14 protein-coding genes are annotated in these 19658 nt (G+C 71.2%); 11 read left to right on the plus strand and 3 right to left on the minus strand.

Features of this window, described 5'->3' with window-relative positions; all coding sequences use genetic code 11:
- Positions 1 to 48 precede the first annotated feature (48 nt).
- From ACIP63_RS23185 to ACIP63_RS23210, 6 genes are all read left to right on the plus strand, one after another.
- Complete coding sequence (locus tag ACIP63_RS23185) at positions 49 to 1689, plus strand: ABC transporter substrate-binding protein (protein ID WP_401518631.1); 1641 nt, start codon at positions 49 to 51, stop codon at positions 1687 to 1689.
- Entirely contained in the window at positions 1686 to 2633 is a 948-nt protein-coding gene (locus ACIP63_RS23190; protein WP_401518634.1) for an ABC transporter permease, read from the plus strand. Before ACIP63_RS23185 ends, ACIP63_RS23190 begins: the two co-directional genes overlap by 4 nt.
- Positions 2630 to 3505: an ABC transporter permease gene (locus ACIP63_RS23195; RefSeq protein WP_401518637.1), complete on the plus strand. Its 876-nt coding sequence runs from the start codon at positions 2630 to 2632 to the stop codon at positions 3503 to 3505. The genes ACIP63_RS23190 and ACIP63_RS23195 overlap by 4 nt, the downstream gene beginning before the upstream one ends.
- Positions 3502 to 5163 carry a dipeptide ABC transporter ATP-binding protein gene (locus tag ACIP63_RS23200; protein ID WP_401518638.1) on the plus strand — a complete coding sequence of 554 codons (1662 nt, stop codon included), beginning with the start codon at positions 3502 to 3504 and terminating at the stop codon, positions 5161 to 5163. Before ACIP63_RS23195 ends, ACIP63_RS23200 begins: the two co-directional genes overlap by 4 nt.
- 40 nt (positions 5164 to 5203) lie before the next feature.
- The gene (locus ACIP63_RS23205) at positions 5204 to 5851 is read left to right on the plus strand and encodes a nitroreductase family protein (RefSeq protein ID WP_401518641.1); all 648 of its coding nucleotides are present in this window, start codon (positions 5204 to 5206) and stop codon (positions 5849 to 5851) included.
- A gap of 133 nt (positions 5852 to 5984) precedes the next feature.
- Positions 5985 to 6299: an ArsR/SmtB family transcription factor gene (locus ACIP63_RS23210; RefSeq protein WP_401518644.1), complete on the plus strand. Its 315-nt coding sequence runs from the start codon at positions 5985 to 5987 to the stop codon at positions 6297 to 6299.
- 148 nt (positions 6300 to 6447) lie between these two features.
- Here the strand turns inward: ACIP63_RS23210 and ACIP63_RS23215 are convergent, their stop codons facing one another.
- Positions 6448 to 7251, minus strand: coding sequence for a cyclase family protein (locus ACIP63_RS23215; RefSeq protein WP_401518647.1), 804 nt, complete (start codon positions 7249 to 7251; stop codon positions 6448 to 6450).
- 125 nt (positions 7252 to 7376) lie between these two features.
- Between ACIP63_RS23215 and ACIP63_RS23220 the strand changes: the two genes are divergently transcribed.
- Positions 7377 to 7871 (plus strand): MarR family winged helix-turn-helix transcriptional regulator, encoded by a 495-nt coding sequence (locus tag ACIP63_RS23220; protein ID WP_401518649.1) that lies wholly within the window; start codon positions 7377 to 7379, stop codon positions 7869 to 7871.
- A 223-nt stretch (positions 7872 to 8094) separates the two neighbouring features.
- On the opposite strand, the gene yicI is transcribed toward ACIP63_RS23220, so the two are convergent.
- Positions 8095 to 10362 carry an alpha-xylosidase gene (gene yicI, locus ACIP63_RS23225; RefSeq protein ID WP_401518650.1) on the minus strand — a complete coding sequence of 756 codons (2268 nt, stop codon included), beginning with the start codon at positions 10360 to 10362 and terminating at the stop codon, positions 8095 to 8097.
- Complete coding sequence (locus tag ACIP63_RS23230; RefSeq protein WP_401518652.1) at positions 10359 to 13319, minus strand: glycoside hydrolase family 3 C-terminal domain-containing protein; 2961 nt, start codon at positions 13317 to 13319, stop codon at positions 10359 to 10361. Before ACIP63_RS23230 ends, yicI begins: the two co-directional genes overlap by 4 nt.
- A 412-nt stretch (positions 13320 to 13731) precedes the next feature.
- Here ACIP63_RS23230 and ACIP63_RS23235 point away from each other — a divergent pair, with 412 nt between their 5' ends.
- Genes ACIP63_RS23235 through ACIP63_RS23250 form a run of 4 tightly spaced genes read left to right on the plus strand, consistent with a single transcriptional unit; the run spans position 13732 to position 19649 of the window.
- Entirely contained in the window at positions 13732 to 15405 is a 1674-nt protein-coding gene (locus ACIP63_RS23235) for an extracellular solute-binding protein (RefSeq protein WP_401518654.1), read from the plus strand.
- Position 15406: 1 nt separating this feature from the next.
- The gene (locus ACIP63_RS23240; protein ID WP_401518657.1) at positions 15407 to 16423 is read left to right on the plus strand and encodes an ABC transporter permease; all 1017 of its coding nucleotides are present in this window, start codon (positions 15407 to 15409) and stop codon (positions 16421 to 16423) included.
- Positions 16424 to 16428: 5 nt separating this feature from the next.
- Complete coding sequence (locus tag ACIP63_RS23245; protein WP_401519555.1) at positions 16429 to 17364, plus strand: carbohydrate ABC transporter permease; 936 nt, start codon at positions 16429 to 16431, stop codon at positions 17362 to 17364.
- Between the two features lie 53 nt (positions 17365 to 17417).
- Positions 17418 to 19649, plus strand: coding sequence for a 1,4-beta-glucanase (locus ACIP63_RS23250; protein WP_401518659.1), 2232 nt, complete (start codon positions 17418 to 17420; stop codon positions 19647 to 19649).
- Positions 19650 to 19658 lie beyond the last annotated feature (9 nt).

Here is a 19658-nt window from a genome sequence, read left to right on the forward strand (position 1 = left end):
CGGGCGCCCCGTCCCTACCAGCGCTTCGCACCACGTATGGAGAGGCTCATGGCCACAAGACCTGTCGCGGCCGTCACTGTCACCGCCCTGCTGCTGTTAGTCACCGCCTGCGGCAGCGGCGGTGAGCAGGCTGACCGGAAGGGAGGCGAACCGGTGCGTGGGGGCACGTTCACCTACGCCGCCGCAGTAGGCACCTCGTGCCTCGACCCGCACACCAGCCCCGGCGACATCACCGCCGTCGTCCAGCGCAACGTCTTCGACTCCCTGGTCCAGCTCGACGCCAAGGGCAAGCTGCACCCCTGGCTCGCCACCTCCTGGACGGTCTCCGATGACGCCCGCACCTACACCTTCCAGCTGCGCGACGACGTCACCTTCCACGACGGGACCGCGTTCGACGCCGCCGCGGTGAAGGCCAACCTCGAACACATCAAGGCCCCCGCCACCAAGTCGCTGTACGCCGCCGCCCTGCTCGGCCCCTACAGCGGCAGCGAGGTCCTCGGCAAGCACAGCATCAAGGTCACGTTCTCCGAGCCCAACATCCCCTTCCTCCAGGCGGCCTCGACCCCGTATCTCGGCATCGCCTCGCCACGCTCCCTGACCGAGTTCAAGGACAAGCTCTGCGCGGGCGGGAAGTACTCGGTCGGCACGGGCCCGTACCGCTCGGAGCGGTACGTGAAGAACGACCGGGCCGAGTTCGTCCGCAACAAGGACTACGCCTGGGCCGCGCAAGGCGCGGCCCACCAGGGTCCGCCCCTCGTGGACAAGCTGGTCGTCCGCTTCCTCCCCGAGGACTCCGTGCGTACGGGCGCCCTGACCAGCCGTCAGGTCGACGCCGCCGCCGTCCCCGTGACCTCTGCCGCGGCCGTGCAGCGCGACGACTCCCTGCGGCTGACCAGGCAGCAGTCCCCCGGCGCCTCCTACTCCCTCTACCTCAACACCACCCGCGGCCCGCTCCGCGACGAGCGGGTACGCCGGGCCTTCCAGCAGTCCGTCGACGTGGACGCGCTGGTCAAGAGCATCTACCGCGGTGAGTACGAACGCGCCTGGAGCCCGCTGAGCCCCGCCACACCGGCCGCGTACGACAAGTCCATCGAGGGCGCGGTGGAGCACGACCCGGCGGCCGCCGCCGAACTGCTGGACGAGGCGGGCTGGAGCGGCCGGGACGCCAAGGGCTATCGCACCAAGGACGGGCAACGGCTCGCACTGCACTGGCCGTTCATCGGCGCCCTGGTACGCGACCAGCGCGACGTGCTGGGCGAGGCCGTGCAGGCCGAACTGAAGAAGAACGGCATCGACCTGGTCCGCGACCCGGTGGAGACCGGCGCCTACTTCGAGCGCTACGGCACGGGCGACTACGACGTGTGGGACAACGCCTGGGTCCGCGCCGACCCGGCGATCCTGGCCGGCTTCTACCTCTCGTCCAACCTGCCCGCCGCGGGCGGCCAGAACGTCTCACGCACCGAGGACAAGCAGGTCGACCGCTGGCTGCGGGCGGGCGCCGGGGAGGCCGAGCCGGCCGAACGCGAGAAGTCGTACGCCAAGGTGGAGCGCTGGGCCGTCGACCACGCGACCGTGCTCCCCCTGTACGTGCCGGTCACCACCGTCGGCGTCGCCCGCGGCGCGGAGGGACTGACCTTCGACGCCAACGCGTGGCCCCAGTTCGCCGGGGTCTGGAAGAACACGAGGTGAGCGGGGTCTTCCCACCGGTCGCCCGCTGGCTGCTGCATCGCGCGGTCGGCGCCGTGCTGGTGCTCTGGGGGGCGGCGAGCCTGACCTTCCTGGTGCTCCATCTCGTGCCCGGGGACCCGGTGACGACCCTGCTCGGCGCGTCGGCCACCGACTCGTCGGCGCTGCGCGACCAGATCCGGCACGAGTACCACCTGGACGACCCGGCTGCCGTGCAGTACGTCTCGTTCCTCTCGAAGCTGGCCACGGGCGACCTGGGCACCTCCTACCAGCAGCAGCAGCCCGTCTCGCTGATCATCGGTGAGCAACTCGGCGACACCGCCCAGCTGGCGCTCAGTGCCCTGGCGCTGCTGGTGGTCACGGCGGTGGTGACGGCGGTCGCCACCGCGGGGCGGCGGCGCCGGGTGCGGGGCGCGGTGTCGGGAGCGGAGCTGGTGGCCGTCTCGACGCCCGCGTTCTGGCTCGGCATCGTACTGCTGACGCTGTTCTCGTTCCGGATGAACGTGTTCCCGGTGGCCGGCGCGGGCGACTGGCGTTCGCTGGTGCTGCCGGCCGTCACGCTGGCGGTGCCGTTCGGGTCCCTGCTCGCCCAGGTGCTCCGGGAGGGGATGGAGGCGGCCCTGCACCAGCCGTTCGCGCTCACCGCGCGCTCCCGGGGGCTGAGCGGTGCGGGGCTGCGGCTCCGGCACGCACTGCGGCACGCCGCCGTTCCGGCCGTGACGCTGAGCGGGTGGCTGGCGGGCGGCCTGCTGGGCGGGACGGTTCTGGTGGAGACCGTGTTCGCCCGGCCGGGCCTCGGCCGGGTGGCCCTGGACGCCATCTCCGGCCGTGACATCCCCGTCGTCGTCGGCCTGGTGCTGCTGTCCGCCCTCGTCTATCTCGTCGTCAACGCATGCGCGGACCTGCTCTGTCTGTGGGCGGATCCGCGGCTGAGGAGCCCCGCATGAGCGCCCCTCCCGCCGGCCTGGCCGTGGCGCGGTCCTCCTCCGTCCCGCTGCGCGAGCGGCTGACCGTGTTCCGGCCGGGGCTGGCGCTCGCCCTGACCGTGCTGGCCGTCGCCGCCGTCGCGTGCGCGAGCCCCGGACTGCTGACCCACGCGTCCGCGACCGACGCCGATCCGGTGGCCGCCCTGCTGCCCCCTGGCGCCGAACACTGGTTCGGAACTGACCAGTTGGGCCGTGACGTGTACGCCCGGGTGATCCACGGCGCGCGCCACTCGCTGCTCCTCGGCGTCGGCGCCACGGTGCTCGGCGTCTCGGTCGGTCTGCTGATCGGGCTGCCCGCCGCGCTGCTCGGACGGTTCGCGGACCAGGTGGCGATGCGGTCCATGGACATGATGCTCGCCCTGCCGGAACTGCTGCTGGCCCTGCTGGTGATCGCCGTCGTCGGGCCCAGCTCCGTGAACGCGGCGCTGGCCATCGCGGTCTCCTCCGTACCCGGATACGCGCGTCTCGTCCGGGGGCAGGCCCAGGTGGTGCGCAGGGCCGAGTACATCCGCTCCGCCGTCGGGCTCGGGCTGCGCCGCCGGACGGTGGTGCTGCGCCATGTGCTGCCCAACACGCTCGGCCCGCTGGTCGTGCCCGCGACGCTCGGAGTGGGCACGGCGATCATCTCCGGGTCGGCGCTCAGTTTCCTCGGCCTCGGCCCGAAGGCGCCCGCCCCCGAGTGGGGGGCGATGCTCGCCCAGGGCCGGGACGCGTTGCAGAGCGCGTGGTGGATCGCGGTGTTCCCCGGGGCCGCGATCACCCTGTCGGTGGTCGCGGTCACCGTGGTCGGGCGGCAGCTGCACCTCCGACTGGAAGGCAGGCGAGGAGCATGAGCGCTCCCCCGAAGGGCTCCGCACCGGACACCGGGAGCGAAACCGAGGCGTCCACCGCCGTCCTGGCGGTCAGCGGTCTGACCGTCTCCTTCGGCCGTGGCCACAGGCGCCGGACCGTCGTCCACGACGTCTCGCTCACCCTCGCACCGGGCGAATGCCTGGCGCTGGTCGGTGAGTCGGGCTCCGGCAAGAGCGTCACGGCCCGGTCCCTCATCGGGCTGGCCGGACCCGAGTCGGCCGTGCGCAGCGAAGGAATGCGGGTGGACGGCGTGGACACCACCGGCTTCCGGGAACGGGACTGGCGCGCCGTGCGCGGCCGGGTCGTGGGCCTCGTGTCGCAGGACGCCCTCCAGGCTCTGGACCCGCTGCGACGGGTCGGCGCGGAGGTCGCCGAACCCCTCCTCGCCCACCGCCTGGCCACCCGGGCGGAGGTGCCGGGCCGGGTGACCGGGCTGCTCGCGGACGCGGGGGTCCCGGAACCGGAGCTGCGCGCCCGGCAGTATCCGCACCAGCTGTCCGGCGGGCTGCGCCAGCGGGCCCTGATCGCCTCGGCGACGGCGGGCGGGCCCCAGGTCCTGATCGCGGACGAACCCACCACCGCCCTGGACGTCACGGTCCAGGCCCGGGTCCTGGAACTCCTGCGGGAGCTCAAGGAGTCGGGCACCGCGTTGCTGCTCATCAGCCACGACCTCGCCGTGGTGGCACAGCTCGCGGACCGGATCGCGGTGATGACCGAGGGGCGGGTGGTGGAGTCCGGGCCCGCGGCCGCGGTGCTCGGCTCCCCTCAGCACCCGTACACCCGGACGCTGATCGCCTCGGTCCCCGGCCGCGGGCCCCTGCCGGTGCGGACCCGGCCGGTGGAGCAGGCCGGCCGGCCCCTGCTGTCCGGGGAAGGCCTGGTCAAGAGGTACCGCTCCCCCGGTGGCGGGACGCGCACCGCCGTCTCGTCCGTCGACTTCACGGTGGCTCCTGGCGAGACACTCGGTGTGGTGGGCGAGTCCGGTTCCGGCAAGAGCACCCTGGCCGCCATGGCGATGGGGCTGCTGGCCCCCGACGAGGGCCGGGTGCTGCTGGACGGCGAGCCGTGGAGCGCGCTGGACGAACGGCGCCGGCGCCCCCTGCGCCGGGGCATACAGCTGGTCCACCAGGACCCGCTCGGGTCGTTCGACCCCCGCTTCACCGTCCGGCGCCTGCTGGACGAGGCCCTGTCCGTGGCAGGGCCCGGCCGGACCGCGCGGCGCCGGGAGCGGGCGGCCGAGCTGCTCGACCAGGTCGGCCTGGACACGGCCCTGCTGGAGCGCCGGCCGGCCGGGCTGTCGGGCGGACAGCGTCAGCGGGTCGCGATAGCCCGCGCGCTGGCCACGTCTCCCCGGCTGCTGGTCTGCGACGAGCCCGTGTCGGCGCTGGACGTGACGGTGCAGGCGCAGGTCCTTGAGCTGCTGGCCCGGCTCCGTACGGCCTACGGCCTGGCCATGCTGTTCATCTCGCACGATCTGGCCGTGGTGCAGCAGGTCAGCGACCGGGTACTGGTGATGCGTGACGGCGTCGTCGTCGAACAGGGGCCCGTGGCCGAGGTCCTGGGCTCACCGCAGCACCCGTACACCCGCCGGCTGCTGGCCGCGGTCCCGCGCCTGCCGGGCACCGCCCCCCTCCCCTGATCCCCCACAACCCTGTGACCGCTGCGAAGGACGGAGCTCCATGCCCCCGCTCGACCTGACCGCCGACGACGTGCTGACCACCACCCGCGCCGTCCGTAAACGCCTCGACCTGAACCGGCCGGTGGAACGCGAGCTGATCGAGGAGTGCCTCCAGCTCGCCTCCCAGGCGCCCACCGGGCGCAACCGGCAGCGCTGGGACTTCGTCCTGGTCACGGACCCGGCCAAGCGCGCCGCACTGGCCGACCTGTACCGGCTGGGTCTCGCCCGGCCCCGCCAGCAGGTCGTGAGGGACGGCGTGAACCGCGGTGACCTGGTGCGTGGCCAACGGATCGCGGACAGCGCCCAGTACCTCTTCGAGCACCTGCACGAGGTACCGGTGCTGGTGGTTCCGTGCATCCGCGTCCAGGGCCGGCACGAAAACAGTTCGCACGTCGGGCAGGCGAACACCTGGGGATCGATCCTGCCGGCCGTCTGGCAGTTCATGCTGGCGGCCCGCTCCCGCGGGCTCGGCACCGCGTGGACCACCCCGCACCTGCACTACGAGCGGGAGGCGGCCGAACTGCTCGGGATCCCGTACGAGACGGTGCTCCAGGCCGCGTTGATCCCGCTCGCCCACACCATCGGCACGGATTTCCGGCCGGGGCCCCGGGTCGGCACGGAGGAGATCGCCCACTGGGACACCTGGTAGCCGCCGTCGTACGGACAAGGGCAACCGCGCCGACGCAGGCGCGGTTGCCCTTGTTTCGATGATGTGCAAACCTACGAACATCAGAGTTGGCCCCGCACCCTCCGCAGTCAGAGGTAAGCGAGAGGAGAGAGCCGTGCGCACCCTGAGCCACCCCGCCCGGTCGGACATCGAGCTCACGGCGGTCTTCCACGCACTGAGCGATCCCACGCGCCTCGCCATCGTGCGCGGTCTGGTCGGGATCGAGGAGCAGTCCTGCGGCAGCCTGGGCATCCCGCTCTCCAAGTCGACGCTCTCGCACCATCTCAAGGTGCTCCGCGACGCGGGCGTGACCCACACCCGCATCGAAGGCACCCACCGTTACATGTCGCTGCGCCGTGAGGACCTGGACGCCAGGTTCCCGGGGCTGCTGGATGTGGCCTTCGCCGACGACAGTTCGCGTATCTCCTGACGTCCGGCCGCGCCGGGCGTGACGAGGCAACGAAGGAGCGCCGGACGGTTCGTCCGGCGCTCCTTCCGTCCACGGGCCACGTCGTCGCGCACGGCCCGGACGCCTCCTCGGCAAGCCCGTCCGGGCGGCGGTCCAGCGGTTCGGTGACTCAGAGGAAGGCGAGCACCCGGGCCGGGCCGCCCGTGCCGCCGGCGTGGCGGGGAGCACCGACGACGGCGACCGCGCCGACGTCGGGGACGGTGCCGAGGCCCGCGAGGCATTCGACCCCGTACTTGCCGGCGGGCAGCAGCACGCGGTGCGTGTACGGGTCGGCCGGACGGGAGCCGGGGTCGAGGCTCGGCGAGTCGGTGCCGACGCCGACCACGGAACGCTCCTCGACGAGGAACGCCGCGGCCTCCACCGAGATGCCCGGGAAGCGGTAGAGCCCTTCCTTCTCGTCGAAGTTGAGGAACGCTCCCGGGGTCTCGATCCGCACCGCCCAGTCGTTGTCGACGGCGAGCAGGGCCCCGTCGGGGATCCGGCCGTTGCGGCTCTCCCAGCGCAGCAGGTCGTCCACGGTCAGTTCGGTGACGTGATCGCGGGCGGCACGTTCCCCGACCCGCACGACCGCGAGCGGGGCGACCAGGGTCTCCACCGGGATCCGCTCGACGGAGAGGCCGTCGTCGTCGAAGTGGAGCGGTGCGTCGATGTGGGTGCCGATGTGCTCGTTGTACGTCAGTTCCAGCGCGTTGTACTCGTGCTCCGCGAGGTTCGCCAGACGCCGGATCTCCATCGGCTTGACGTAGAGGTCGAAGACCGGCCAGTCGGGGCCCACGACGTGGGTGAGGTCACGGACGGTGCCGGTGGGCAGCGTGATCCGCGGGGCGGGGCGTTCCGGGGCGGTGGCGTCGTGCGTGCCGGCCCTGCCGGACTCCGGCGGGAGGGACGCGGCGACGGTCTGGGGGTTGCACATGGAAGCACCTTCCGTTCGGTCGGCCTCCGGGAGCCGACGCTAGACTGAGGAGCGAAGACATTCTTTGGATGGACAATCCGACGTCACCGGATGGCTCGCCGTCCTGGACCGCAGGAGGAGCAGTCATGACCGCCACGCAGCCTTCCCGTACCGCCTCGAACAGCCGGGAGCCGAGGGCCGGCGGACGCGACCGGTACTTCTCCAAGCTGGCGCAGGAGCGTCCCGACATCGCGATGTGCCGGGCGACGACCCTGGTCGCCCGCACGATCGACGAGGAGCTGTCCGGGCACCACCTGACCGTGGCCCAGCACCTGGTGCTGAAGATGCTGCACGACGTGGGCCCGTGCTCCCAGCAGGAGCTCAGCGAGCAACTGCGCATCGACCGCAGTGTGATGGTCGGGTGTATCGACGGCCTGGAGGACTCCGGTCTCGTACGGCGCGAGCGCCACCCCCGGGACCGCCGCGCCTACGCCGTGACACTGACGCCGGAGGCGGGGCCCGCGCTGGAGGAGGCCGAGAACGGCGTACCGCGGTTGCTGGACAGGGCGTTCGGCGCCCTGACCGCGTCGGAGCGGCGGACCCTGACCCGGCTGGTGGGCAAGATCCTCGACGTGAACTGAGCTCCGGTCCGACTCCGTTCCGATGCGGGACACCACGCCTCCTGGACAGCAGGTAGCACCTGTTTGATGGTTCGCAATCTTTAGAACTATAGAAGCACGTCAAAGTATCGAGCGATGGGCAGGCCGTGTCAACGACGGGGCCACCCTGAGCCTGGGCGCGGATACGCCGGGCGGCCCGGTGCGCATCGCGCACCGGGCCGCCCGATCGTCGAGGAGCGAAGGGTCAGACGACGGTGACCGCCCCTTCCCCCGCCGCGACCGCACCGGATCCCTCCAGGCTCACGCGGTACGGCCGGTCGCTGCCCTCCGCCGTGACCCGCGTACCGGTGCCGTCCCGTACGACGCGGAACTCCGCCGCCGTGGCGCCGGACAGGTCCGGCACTGTGACCGCGCTCTCGCCGGTTCCGGAGCCGAAGACCCGCAGGGTGAGGCCGTCGAGCCAGTCCCCGTCCGGGCGCTGGTCGTCGGCGCCCCACGGGAGTACGGCGCCGTCCCTGACCAGCAGCGGCAGACTGTCGAAGCCGTGCGTCTCGTGCCGCCAGGCGGGGCCGGTGACCCGCTCACCGGTGAGAAGCGAGGTCCAGGTGCCCTCGGGGACGTAGTACTCGACCTCGCCGTCCTCCGTGAAGACCGGGGCCACCAGGAGGTCCGGGCCGAGCATGTACTGCCGGTCCAGGGTGCGGGAGGCGGGGTCGCCGGGGAACTCCGCCAGCATCGGCCGCATCATCGGCACGCCGGTACGGTGCGCCTCCGCGGCCACTCCGTAGAGGTAGGGCATGAGCCGGTGCTTGAGCAGGGTGAACTTCCGCGCCACGTCGACGGCTTCCTCGCCGAACTCCCACGGCACCCGGTAGGAGACGTTGCCGTGGAGCCGGCTGTGCGAGGAGAGGAGGCCGAAGGCGAGCCAGCGCTTGAAGACCGCCGGGTCGGGGGTGCCCTCGAAGCCGCCGATGTCGTGGCTCCAGAAGCCGAAGCCGGAGAGGCTCAGCGAGAGCCCGCCGCGCAGGGACTCCGCCATGGCTGTGAACGAGGCGAAGCAGTCGCCGCCCCAGTGCACCGGGAACTGCTGCCCGCCCGCCGTCGCCGACCGGGCGAAGAGCACCGCCTCCCCCGCGCCCCGCTCCTTCTCCAGGAGCTCGAAGACCGTGCGGTTGTAGAGCTGCGCGTAGTAGTTGTGCATCCGCTCCGGGTCGGAGCCGTCGTGCCAGACGACGTCCGTGGGGATGCGCTCGCCGAAGTCCGTCTTGAAGCAGTCGACGCCCTGGTCGAGCAGCAGACACAGTTTGGCGTTGTACCAGGCGCGGGCCGCCGGGTTGGTGAAGTCGACCAGCGCCATACCCGGCTGCCACAGGTCCCACTGCCAGATGTCGCCGTTGGCCCGCCGCACCAGATAGCCCTGTTCGGCGCCCTCCGCGAAGAGGGCCGACTTCTGGGCGATGTAGGGGTTGATCCACATGCTGATGCGCAGCCCGCGCTCCTTGAGACGGGCCAGCATCCCCTCCGGGTCGGGGAAGACCCCGGGGTCCCAGAGGAAGTCCGACCACTGGTACTCGCGCATCCAGAAGCAGTCGAAGTGGAAGACGCTGAGCGGGATGCCGCGCTCGGCCATGCCGTCGACGAAGGAGGTGACCGTCTCCTCGTCGTAGGACGTGCAGAACGACGTGGTCAGCCAGAGGCCGAACGACCAGGCCGGCGGCAGCGCCGGCCTGCCGGTCAGGGCCGTGTAGCGGGACAGGACGTCCTTCGGCGTCGGGCCGGCGACGACGTAGTACTCCAGCGTCTGGTCCTCGACGCTGAACTGCACCTGCCCGACGGACTCCGAGCCGACCTCGAAGGAGACCTTGCCGGGGTGGTTGACGAAGACGCCGTAGCCACGTGAGGAAAGGTAGAACGGGATGTTCTTGTAGGCGAGTTCACTGCTGGTACCGCCGTCCGCCTGCCAGATGTCGACGGTCTGGCCGTTCTTCACGTACGGGGTGAACCGCTCACCGAGGCCGTAGATGTTCTCGCCGACCGCCAGGGCGAGTTGGGCGATCATGTGGTGGCCGCCGTCAGGTGTGGTCGCGAAGGCGGTGCCCTTCGGGTCCACTCCGGTGAGGCGCCGTCCGTCGCCGTCGAGGAAGGTGATCCCCCAGGGCCCGTCCCCGTCCATGCGCAACGTCAGGGGTCCGCTGGTGAGTTCGGTGACTGCGGCGTCCCTGTGGGTGCGGGCCCCGGGCCCCGTGGTGTCGTCCTCCAGGAGGGCGAAGTCCGGCCCGCGCCGGGCCTTGCCCGCGTGATGGGTGGTGCGTACTCCGATGACACCCTCGGCCGGGGAGAAGCATTCGACCGTGATCAGCGGCGTGTTGAGCGTGTCACCGCGCGCCGCGACACGCTTGACCGACGCGTAGGCGGTGAACCGGTCGGGGCCGACCCGCAGATCACGGATCTCGGTCGCGTAGGAGGCGCGGACGCCCTCACGCATCAGCCAGAAACCGTCGGTGAACCTCATGCGGTCTCCTCAGCGGGAATGACGTCGATGCGGGCGAGACGCACGGGCCCCGTGAGGTCGACGCACAGCTCGCGCACCACCCCACGGAGGTCGGCCTCGACCTCGATGGCCCGGTAGTCGTACGGGCCGCCGGTGTCCGGGAACTGGAGCGCCGTGCCGAGTCCGCCCCCGGACACGTCGACGCGCCCTTCCCCCGAGACCAGGAGCCTCAGTCCGGCCACACCCTCACCGAAGTCACACGCCCGGTAGACGAGCCGTCCCGCCTCGTCGGCGGAGGCGGGCGCGACGGCGTCGCCCTCCGCCTTAGAGCGGTCGACGATCTCCGTGCCCCGCTGCCAGTCGTAGTCGGCGGCCTCCAGACCGCGCGTCGCCACCGGGCGGGGGCCCTGCGCTTCGCCTTCGATGGCCACCGTGGCGGTGAGCCGGATGTCGGCGCTCGACGCGGCGGCGAGGACGTCGTACCTGCCGGGCTCGACGACCCACCGGCCGTGGACCACGCTCCAGTGCCCCAACTCCTCGACGGGGACGTCGAATTCGAGCTGTTCCGTGGCCCCCGGCGCGAGGTGCACCCGTCGGTGGGCGGCCAGCTTCAGTCGTGGCAGGTCCGGGTGCGCGGGTCCGGTGGGCAGCAGACGGCCGAGGCGCCTGCCCCCGGCCGTGGCGGGCTCCGTGGGCGGGTCCGGCTGCACGGGCACGGCCTCGCGCACGTAGACCTGGGCCACCTCGTCGGCTGCGCGTCCACCGGCGTTGGTGACGGTCAGCGACACCCGCAGCCGCTCGCCGTCCACCTCCGCCCGCAGTCCGGAGTAGGTGAAGTCGGCGTAGCCGAGGCCGTGTCCGAAGGGGTAGAGCGGGGTGCCGTCGAAGTAGAGGTATGTCTGCCGGGAGCCGATGATGTCGTAGTCGAACAGTCCGGGCAGGTCGTCGTCGCTCGCGTACCAGGTCTGCGGGAGCCGTCCTGCCGGGGACACGTCGCCGGCGAGGACGCGGGCGAGCGCGGTGCCCGCGGCCTGGCCACCGTGCGCCGTCCAGAGGAGGGCCGGGAGCTCGTCCGCCGCGTCGTTGACGGCGTACGGGTAGGCGGAGGTCAGGACGAGGACCGTACGCGGATTGGCGGCGTGCGCGGCACGCCACAGCCGGTCCTGCTGGGCGGGGAGGGCGAGGGTCGTGCGGTCCTCGGTCTCGCGGCCGTTGATGTGGGGGTCGTTGCCCGCGACGACGATGACGGTGTCGGCCGACGCGGCGGCCCGGGCCACCGCGTCGGCGCCGTGTTCGACGGTCTCCCGCTCGAAGACCGTGGCGGCGTCCCGGGAAATCTTCTCGCCGGACTCGGCAACCTTCGCCCTGCCGGCGGCGACAGACACGTACCCACCGGTCCCGATGTGCAGAAGGCGGTGCCCGCCGTCGTGCCCCTCCACCGCTTCCAGGCGGAACGTCTCCTGGACGACCCAGCCGCCCGGCTCGTCCGCGGACGCCCTGACGTATCCGTCGTCGGCGACCGAGAGGTACAGCCCTTCGTCCGTACGCAGGGTGAGAACGCCGTCGCCCCAGTCGACGAGGGCCAGTTCGGTGGCCTCCGAGCCGCAGGTCAGCGGGGGCAGGTCGGTACGTCCGGCGAGGAGAGCCGGGTCGAGGGCGCCTTCCGCACCCCGCGCCTCTCCGTCCGCCGCCCCTTCGGCCGCGGGCACCTGGAGCCAGCCGTCGGAGCACTTCAGTCTGATCCGGTCCACGCCCTCCGCGAAGAGGACGTTCTCGGCGCCGTACCGCTCGCGGATCCCGTCGAGCGGCGACGAGCGGTGCATGAGCGTCCCGCTGTACCAGTCGAGTTTGCAGGCGTCGCCGAGAAGCCCGACGACGGCGACGGTCCGGCCGCGCCTCGGCTCCAGGGGCAGCAGGCCGTCGTTCTTCAGGAGGACGACGGCCTGTTCCGCGGCCTCCCGGGCGAGTGCCCGGTGCTCCTCGGTGTCCAGGGCGTCCACGTTCGCGTACGGATCGAGCTCCGGGTCGAACTCGCCGAGCGCGAAGCGCATGGTGAGCAGCCGGCGGACCGCCGTGTCGATGTCGCTCTCGTCGACGAGTCCCTTGGCGAGCGCGTCGCGGATGCGGCCGGTCATGACCGTGGAGTCCGTGCCGTGGTCGGTGAAGCTGTCGACGCCCGCCTTCAGGGAGGCCGCGGTGGCCTCCTCGTGGGTGTCGAAGTAGTGCTCGGAGTCGACCAGGTTGGAGGGCGCTCCCGCGTCCGAGCAGACGACGAGCGGCTGGTCGGTCCAGCGCCGCAGGTGCTGACCGAGGAGTGGCGAGACGTGGTTGGGGCGGCCGTTGACGAGGTTGTAGGCCGGCATGACCCCGGCCACCGCCCCGGCGCGTACGGCGTCGCGGAAGGCGCGCAGGTCGTACTCGTGCAGGACGCGCGGACGGACCGAGGAGGAGGCGGTGTCGCGGTCGGTCTCGTTGTTGTGTGCGAGCCAGTGCTTGAGCACGGGCGCGGTGCGCCAGTAGTGGGGGTCGTCCCCGCGCAGTCCCCGGGTGTAGGCGACGGCGATGGCGGAGGTCAGCGCCGGATCCTCGGAGTACCCCTCCTCGCCGCGGCCCCACAACGGGTGGCGGAGCAGATTCACCGTCGGCGCCCAGACGTTGAGCCCGACGCGGTCGTCCTGGGCGCGCTTGACACGCACCTCTTCGCCGACGGCCTCGCCGATCCGGCGTACCAGGTCGTCGTTCCAGGTGGCACCGAGACCGACGGCCTGCGGGAAGACGGTGGCGGGCCCCATCCAGGCGACCCCGTGCAGGGCCTCCTGCCCGGTACGGAACGGGCCGAGGCCCAGCCGCTCCACCGCGGGGGCGAACTGGTGCAGCATCGCGATCCGCTCGTCGAGCGTGAGCCGTCCGAGCAGATCGTCGGTGCGCCGGGAGAAGGACAGCTGCGGGTCGCGGAAGGGAAACGGATGGTCCGTCACGTGCGGGTCCCCTTGGAGAGGTGGGAGGTTTTCGGTCTCTGCGGGCGCCGAGTGGTCCTTCGACGCAAGGAGAAGATCTTTCGAAGCGCTTCGATGCTCTGCGGCCGACCCCGCAGGTGTCAAGGGCGTTACCGCATCGGAGAGCCCTTCCGGGCACACCGGAGCCGCGCCGTGGCGGGAAACGGTTCGGAAACAGGTCGGAGGAATCTCGAAACGAACTCTTGTGTGGCCGGGACCCTTCACTTAACCTCGCTGCAACATCGAAGCGCTTCGACGAGGCAGTCCGTTGACCGCTTCAGCTCAGCCGGTGCAGTGCCACCGGCTCGGTCGGTAACGCCCCCTACCTCAGACACAGGGCCGAGCGGCAATCGCCGCCGCGGGCCGTCCTGTTGCACCACGAAGGGTTGACCCCATGACGCCGAACTCCCCCTCCGCTCCCAGCCGGAGACGATTCCTCGCCTCCTCCGTGGTTGTCGCGGCAGCCGTGGGCGGCGGGATGCCGCTCCTCGCCGCCTGCGGCGGCGGTTCCGGCGGTGCGAAGAACGAGGGCACGACCACGGGCAAGAAGCTGAAGGACCTGCTTCCCGCCTATGTGCCGTCGAAGGCGGTCACCCCGGACCTTCCCAGCAAGAACGGCTCCGCGATCGGATTCACCACCGCGCTCCCGGCCGGCCAGCTGGCGGTGTCGGTGCCGAAGAAGCTGGGCAAGGGCAGCGAGCTCACGATCATGGCGCCGCTGTGGGGCACCTCGCCGGGTGAGGGCAACCCGTACTGGACGGCCATGGACGAGGCCGTCGGTGTCAAGGTCAAGTGGCAGAACCAGGACGGCAACGTCTACGGCCAGAAGCTCGGCGCGGTGCTCGCCTCCAGCAGCATCCCGGACGCCGTCGTCGTCCCCGGCTGGGAGTTGGGCGGCAAGATCCCGTCCGCCATCGCCAACAAGTTCGCCGACCTCGGCCCCTACCTCTCGGGCGACAAGGTCAAGGCCTACCCGAACCTGGCCGCCATACCCACCGGCGCCTGGCAGCGCGGGGTCTTCGCCGAGAAGCTCCGCGGCCTGCCCATGCCGGCCGAGTCGACCCCGAACATCACCCCCTTCTACCGCGCGGACATCTTCGAGGAGAAGGGATACGAGGTCCCGGCCACCACGCAGGAGTTCTACGACCTCTGCAAGGAGATCAACGCCCCGCGGAGCAAGGTGTGGGCGTGCGGCGACATGACGTGGTCGGCGTTCGTGTTCTTCGGGGTGCTTCCGGAGAAGCCGTACTACTGGAAGCTCGTCGACGACAAACTGGTCAACCGCTACGAGACCGACGAGTACCTCGAGGCCCTGGAGTGGTCGCGCTCCCTGTACTCGGCCGGCTTCGTGCACCCCGACGCCAAGGCCGAGACGGGTGACATGCGGACGACCTTCTCGTCCGGCAACGCCCTCATGTACAACGCGGACATCTCCGACTGGTACGCCGCCACCGCGATCCAGCGGCTGGACAAGCCGGAGTTCCGGATGGGGGCGATGGACTTCTTCGCCCACGGCGGCGGCGACCCGGTCATCTACGAGGCCTCGCCCTCCAACATCTGGTGCTTCGTCAACAAGGACGCGGACAAGAAGACGGTCGAGGACATCCTCGCCCTCGCCAACTACACCGCCGCTCCCTACGGCACCAAGGAGCAGCGCCTGAAGGCGTACGGTCTCGAGGGCACCCACCACACCCTCAAGGACGGTGTGCTCACCAAGACGGAGAAGGGCAACAACCAGGTCTTCGCCACCTACGAGTACGTCGCCACCTCGGCGCCCTTCCGGGCCTACCCCGACCACCCCGACGTGGTGAAGGGTGTCATCGAGTGGCAGCAGCGTCAGGGCGCGCACCTGAAGAAGCCCCTCTTCCACGGCATGCAGATCCAGGAGCCGACCCGCTACACCGAGCTCAACGCGCAGTTCGAGGACCTGGAGAAGGACATCGTGCGGGGCCGCAAGAAGGTCGGCGACATGCAGCAGGCGGTGTCCGACTGGAAGACCAAGGGCGGCGACAAGCTCCGCGACTGGTACAAGAAGCTGCTCGACGAGACCGGCGAGTCGGCTTCCTGACATGTCGCTGAGCACAGAAGACCGGCGCGCGCAGGAGTCGGGGACGCCGCCGGTCAAGACACGGGCGGCCGGCGGCGGGCCCGTCGCCACGAAGATGCCCCTGCGGCACCGGCTGCGCAGGGACCGCACGCTGCTGCTGATGACCCTGCCGGCGATGCTGCTGTTGCTGGTCTTCGCCTACGTCCCGCTGGCGGGCAACGTCGTCGCCTTCCAGGACTACGACCCGTACATCGCGGACAACGCGTTCCAGGCCGTCGCGCAGAGCCCCTGGGTCGGGTTCGAGTGGTTCCAGCAGATGGTGAACGACCGGCTGTTCTGGTCCGCGCTGAGGAACACGCTGACGATCTTCCTCCTTCAGCTGACCCTGTTCTTCCCGGTGCCGATCCTGCTCGCGCTGTTCATCAACAGCTTCGTGCGGCCCCGGGTCCGGGCGGTGGCGCAGGCGATCCTCTACCTGCCGCACTTCTTCTCCTGGGTCCTGGTCGTGACCGTGTTCCAGCAGATGTTCGGCGGGGCCGGGCTCATCGCGCAGACGCTGCGGGAGCACGGTCACGAGGGCTTCGACCTGATGACCGACCCCGGTCTGTTCAAGTTCCTGATCACCTTCGAGATGATCTGGAAGGACGCCGGCTGGGGCGTCATCGTCTTCCTCGCCGCCCTGGCGGCGGTCAGTCCCGACCTCTACGAGGCGAGCGCCATGGACGGTGCGAACCGCTGGCGCCGGATGTGGCACATCACCCTGCCCGCCCTGCGCCCCGTCGTGGCCCTGCTGCTGGTGCTCCAGGTCGGCAACGCGCTGACCGTCGGCTTCGAGCAGATCCTGCTCCAGCGCACGGCGGTCGGACCGGGCGCCTCGGAGGTGCTCGACACCTACGTCTGGAACGTCGGTATCACCAACGGCGGATTCAGCTACGCGGCGGCCGTCGGGATCGTCAAGGGAATCTTCGGTCTGCTGCTGGTCCTCGGGGCCAACAAGGTCGCCCACCTCATGGGTGAGCAGGGGGTGTACAAGAAGTGAGCAGCCTGCTCTCCGGACTGACCGGTTTGGCCGGTGTGAAGCCGGGAACCCGAGGCCGTCTGCGTCCCGCCTGGGAGGAGGAACCGTCGAGGACGGGTCTCGCCTCCAAGGGCGTGGTCATGGTCCTGATCTGTCTGGCGGTCCTCTTCCCGCTCTGGGTCGTGATCGTCACGAGTCTGTCCTCGGTGAGGACCATCACCGAGGCCGGCGGTCTTGTGGTGATCCCGCGCGGCGTCACCTTCGTCGCCTACCAGGAGCTCCTCGGCGGCGGCCAGGTCACCCGGGCCACCGTGATCAGCCTCTGCGTGACGGTGGTCGGGACGCTCTTCAGCATGGCGGTGTCCATCATGTGCGCGTACGGCCTCTCGCGTACCGGGTCCGTGCTGCACCGGCCGCTGCTGCTGTTCATGCTCGCCACGATGTTCTTCGGCGCGGGCCTCATCCCCACCTACCTGGTGGTCCAGGGGCTCGGTCTCACGGACTCCTACCTGGCGCTGATCCTGCCGAGCGCGCTGAACGTCTTCAACATCCTGGTCCTGCGCGCCTTCTTCATGAGTACGGCCCAGGAGCTCATCGAGAGCGCCCGGATCGACGGGGCCGGCGACTTCCGCATCCTGTGGCAGATCGTCATGCCGCTGTCCCGCGCGGTCATCGCCGTGATCACGCTGTTCTACGCGGTCGGCTACTGGAGCGCCTGGTTCAACGCGTCCATCTACATCAGCGACCCGCAGATGCTGCCGCTGCAGAACGTGATGAACCAGCTGGTCCTCAAGCAGGAGCGCCCCACCGGCCTCGCCCAGGCCATCAACACCGGCCATCTGTCACCGCTCGCCATCCAGATGGCGGTCATGGTGCTGGCCCTGATCCCGGTCGCCTTCCTGTCGCCGTTCGTCCAGAAGCACTTCAAGGAAGGCATGCTCACCGGCGCCGTCAAGGGCTGAGCCCGTCCCCCGCACCGCATTCGCCCGTCACTCCCCTCCGGAGGGTCTTCGTCATGCGCGCTTCGCCCGTCCCGCAGCCAGAACCCGCACCGCGTCCCCGCCGCCGGACCGTCCTGGCCGGTGCGGCGGTGGCCGCGGTCACCGTGCTGCCGGCCGCGGGTGCGGCCGAGGCCTCCCGGCGGCCCGCGAAGACCCAGCCGCACCGCTGGCGTACCGCCGCCATCGGCGGTACGGGCTTCGTGACGGGCATCCTGTTCCATCCCGCCGTGCGCGGCCTCGCCTACGCCCGTACGGACATCGGCGGCGCCTACCGTTGGGACGACCGCAGGTCCCGGTGGACGGCGCTCGTCGACCACATCGGCTGGGACGACTGGAACCTGATGGGGGTCGAGGCGATGGCCGTCGACCCGGCACACCCCGACCGGCTGTATCTGGCCCTGGGCACGTACACACAGGCGTACGCCTCGCCGGGCGCGGTGCTCAGGTCCGAGGACCGTGGCACGACCTGGGCGCGCACGGATCTCACCGTGCGGCTGGGGGCCAACGAGGACGGCCGGGGCTGCGGCGAACGGCTCCTCGTCGATCCCCGCGACAGCGGGACCCTCTGGCTCGGCACACGCCACGACGGGCTGATGCGCTCCACGGACCGGGGCGCCACCTGGGCCGCCGACGGCTCCTTCCCCGCAGCCCCGTCGGCGGGCGGCCAGGGCGTCACCCTGCTGGTGGCGGCCGGCCGGACGGTGTACGCGGGCTGGGGCGACGGCGGCACCGCCCTCTACCGGAGAGACGGCTCCGGCGGCTGGGAGGCCGTCCCCGGACAGCCGTCCGCCGGAGCATCGACGAAGGTACCGGTCCGCGCGGCGTACGACGCGGGCAGCCGTGCGCTGTACGTGAGTTACGCGGACGGACCGGGCCCGAACAACCAGTCCGACGGCTCGGTGCACCGCCTCGACACGGTGACCGGATCCTGGACCGACGTGACCCCGGTGGTCCCGGGCGACGGCGACGCGTTCGGGTACGGCGGAGTGGCCGTGGACGCGTCCCGCACCGGCACCGTCGTGGTCTCCACGAACAACCGCTGGGGCCCCGTGGACACCCTGTTCCGTTCCACGGACGGCGGGGCGAGCTGGACCTCCCTCAAGGACACGGCGGTGCTGGACATCTCGGAGACCCCGTATCTGAAGTGGGGCGGGGAGCCCAAGTTCGGCTGGTGCATCCAGGCCGTGGCCGTCGACCCGTACGACTCGGAGCACATCGTGTACGGCACCGGCGCCACGATCTTCGGCACGCGTGACCTGGTGCACTGGGCCCCGGAGATCCGAGGCCTGGAGGAGTCGGCGGTACGCCAGCTCGTCGCACCGCCCTCGGGTGCCCGGCTGCTAAGCGGCCTGGGGGATATCGGGGTGATGCGCCATGACTCCCTGACGGCCTCCCCGTCGCGCGGCATGGCGTCGAACCCGGTCTTCGGCACGGCGACCGGCCTGGCCCTGGCGACGCTGAAGCCGTCGTACGTCGTGCGGACGGGCTGGCCCTCGGGATCCGGCTCGGCAGGGGCGTACTCCCACGACGGCGGGGCGACCTGGCAGCCCTTCGTCTCCCAGCCGGCGATCGCGCCCTCGGCTCCCGGCCCGGTGGCGGTCTCCGCCGACGGGGCGACGCTGCTGTGGTCGTTCGTCCACTGGGACGGCACCAAGTACGCCGCGCACCGCTCCACGGACGGCGGGGCCACGTGGGCCGAGGTGGCCACCTTCCCCAAGGGCGGCACACCGGTCGCCGATCCGCTCGACCCGGCACGCTTCTACGTCTACGACACGGACACGGGCGCGGTCTTCCTCTCCACCGACAAGGGCGCGACCTTCACCGAGGGCGCGAAGGGGCTCCCCTCGGGCGATGTGCAGTTCCGCATCGCGGCGGCCCCGGGGCGCTCCGGCGACCTGTGGCTGTCGGCCAAGGAAGGCGGGCTGCTGCGCTCCACGGACGGCGGCCGCACGTTCGCCCCGGTGGCCGGCTGCCAGGCCTCGTACGCCCTCGGCTTCGGCAAGGCCGCCCCGAGGAAGGGCAGGGCCGGATACCCGGCGGTCTTCCAGACCGGACGGGTCTCGGCGACGTACGACGGTGTGGCCGTGCTCCGCTCCGACGACGCGGGCGCGACGTGGGTCCGCATCAACGACGACGCCCACCGCTGGGGGTGGACCGGTGAGGTCGTCACCGGCGACCCCCGCGTCCACGGCCGTGTCTATCTGGGCACCAACGGCCGCGGCATCCAGTACGCAGACCCCCAGTAGAGGAACGAG

It is taken from the genome of Streptomyces sp. NPDC088746, assembly GCF_044751065.1.
Lineage (GTDB): Bacteria > Actinomycetota > Actinomycetes > Streptomycetales > Streptomycetaceae > Streptomyces.

Bases quoted from the DNA above. Each gene is read 5' to 3' on its own strand.
- ACIP63_RS23185 (WP_401518631.1), top strand. From the start codon at position 49: ATGGCCACAAGACCTGTCGCGGCCGTCACTGTCACCGCCCTGCTGCTG.
- ACIP63_RS23195 (WP_401518637.1), top strand. From the start codon at position 2,630: ATGAGCGCCCCTCCCGCCGGCCTGGCCGTGGCGCGGTCCTCCTCCGTC.
- ACIP63_RS23200 (WP_401518638.1), top strand. From the start codon at position 3,502: ATGAGCGCTCCCCCGAAGGGCTCCGCACCGGACACCGGGAGCGAAACC.
- ACIP63_RS23205 (WP_401518641.1), top strand. From the start codon at position 5,204: ATGCCCCCGCTCGACCTGACCGCCGACGACGTGCTGACCACCACCCGC.
- ACIP63_RS23215 (WP_401518647.1), bottom strand. From the start codon at position 7,251: ATGTGCAACCCCCAGACCGTCGCCGCGTCCCTCCCGCCGGAGTCCGGC.
- ACIP63_RS23220 (WP_401518649.1), top strand. From the start codon at position 7,377: ATGACCGCCACGCAGCCTTCCCGTACCGCCTCGAACAGCCGGGAGCCG.
- yicI (WP_401518650.1), bottom strand. From the start codon at position 10,362: ATGAGGTTCACCGACGGTTTCTGGCTGATGCGTGAGGGCGTCCGCGCC.
- ACIP63_RS23235 (WP_401518654.1), top strand. From the start codon at position 13,732: ATGACGCCGAACTCCCCCTCCGCTCCCAGCCGGAGACGATTCCTCGCC.
- ACIP63_RS23240 (WP_401518657.1), top strand. From the start codon at position 15,407: ATGTCGCTGAGCACAGAAGACCGGCGCGCGCAGGAGTCGGGGACGCCG.
- ACIP63_RS23250 (WP_401518659.1), top strand. From the start codon at position 17,418: ATGCGCGCTTCGCCCGTCCCGCAGCCAGAACCCGCACCGCGTCCCCGC.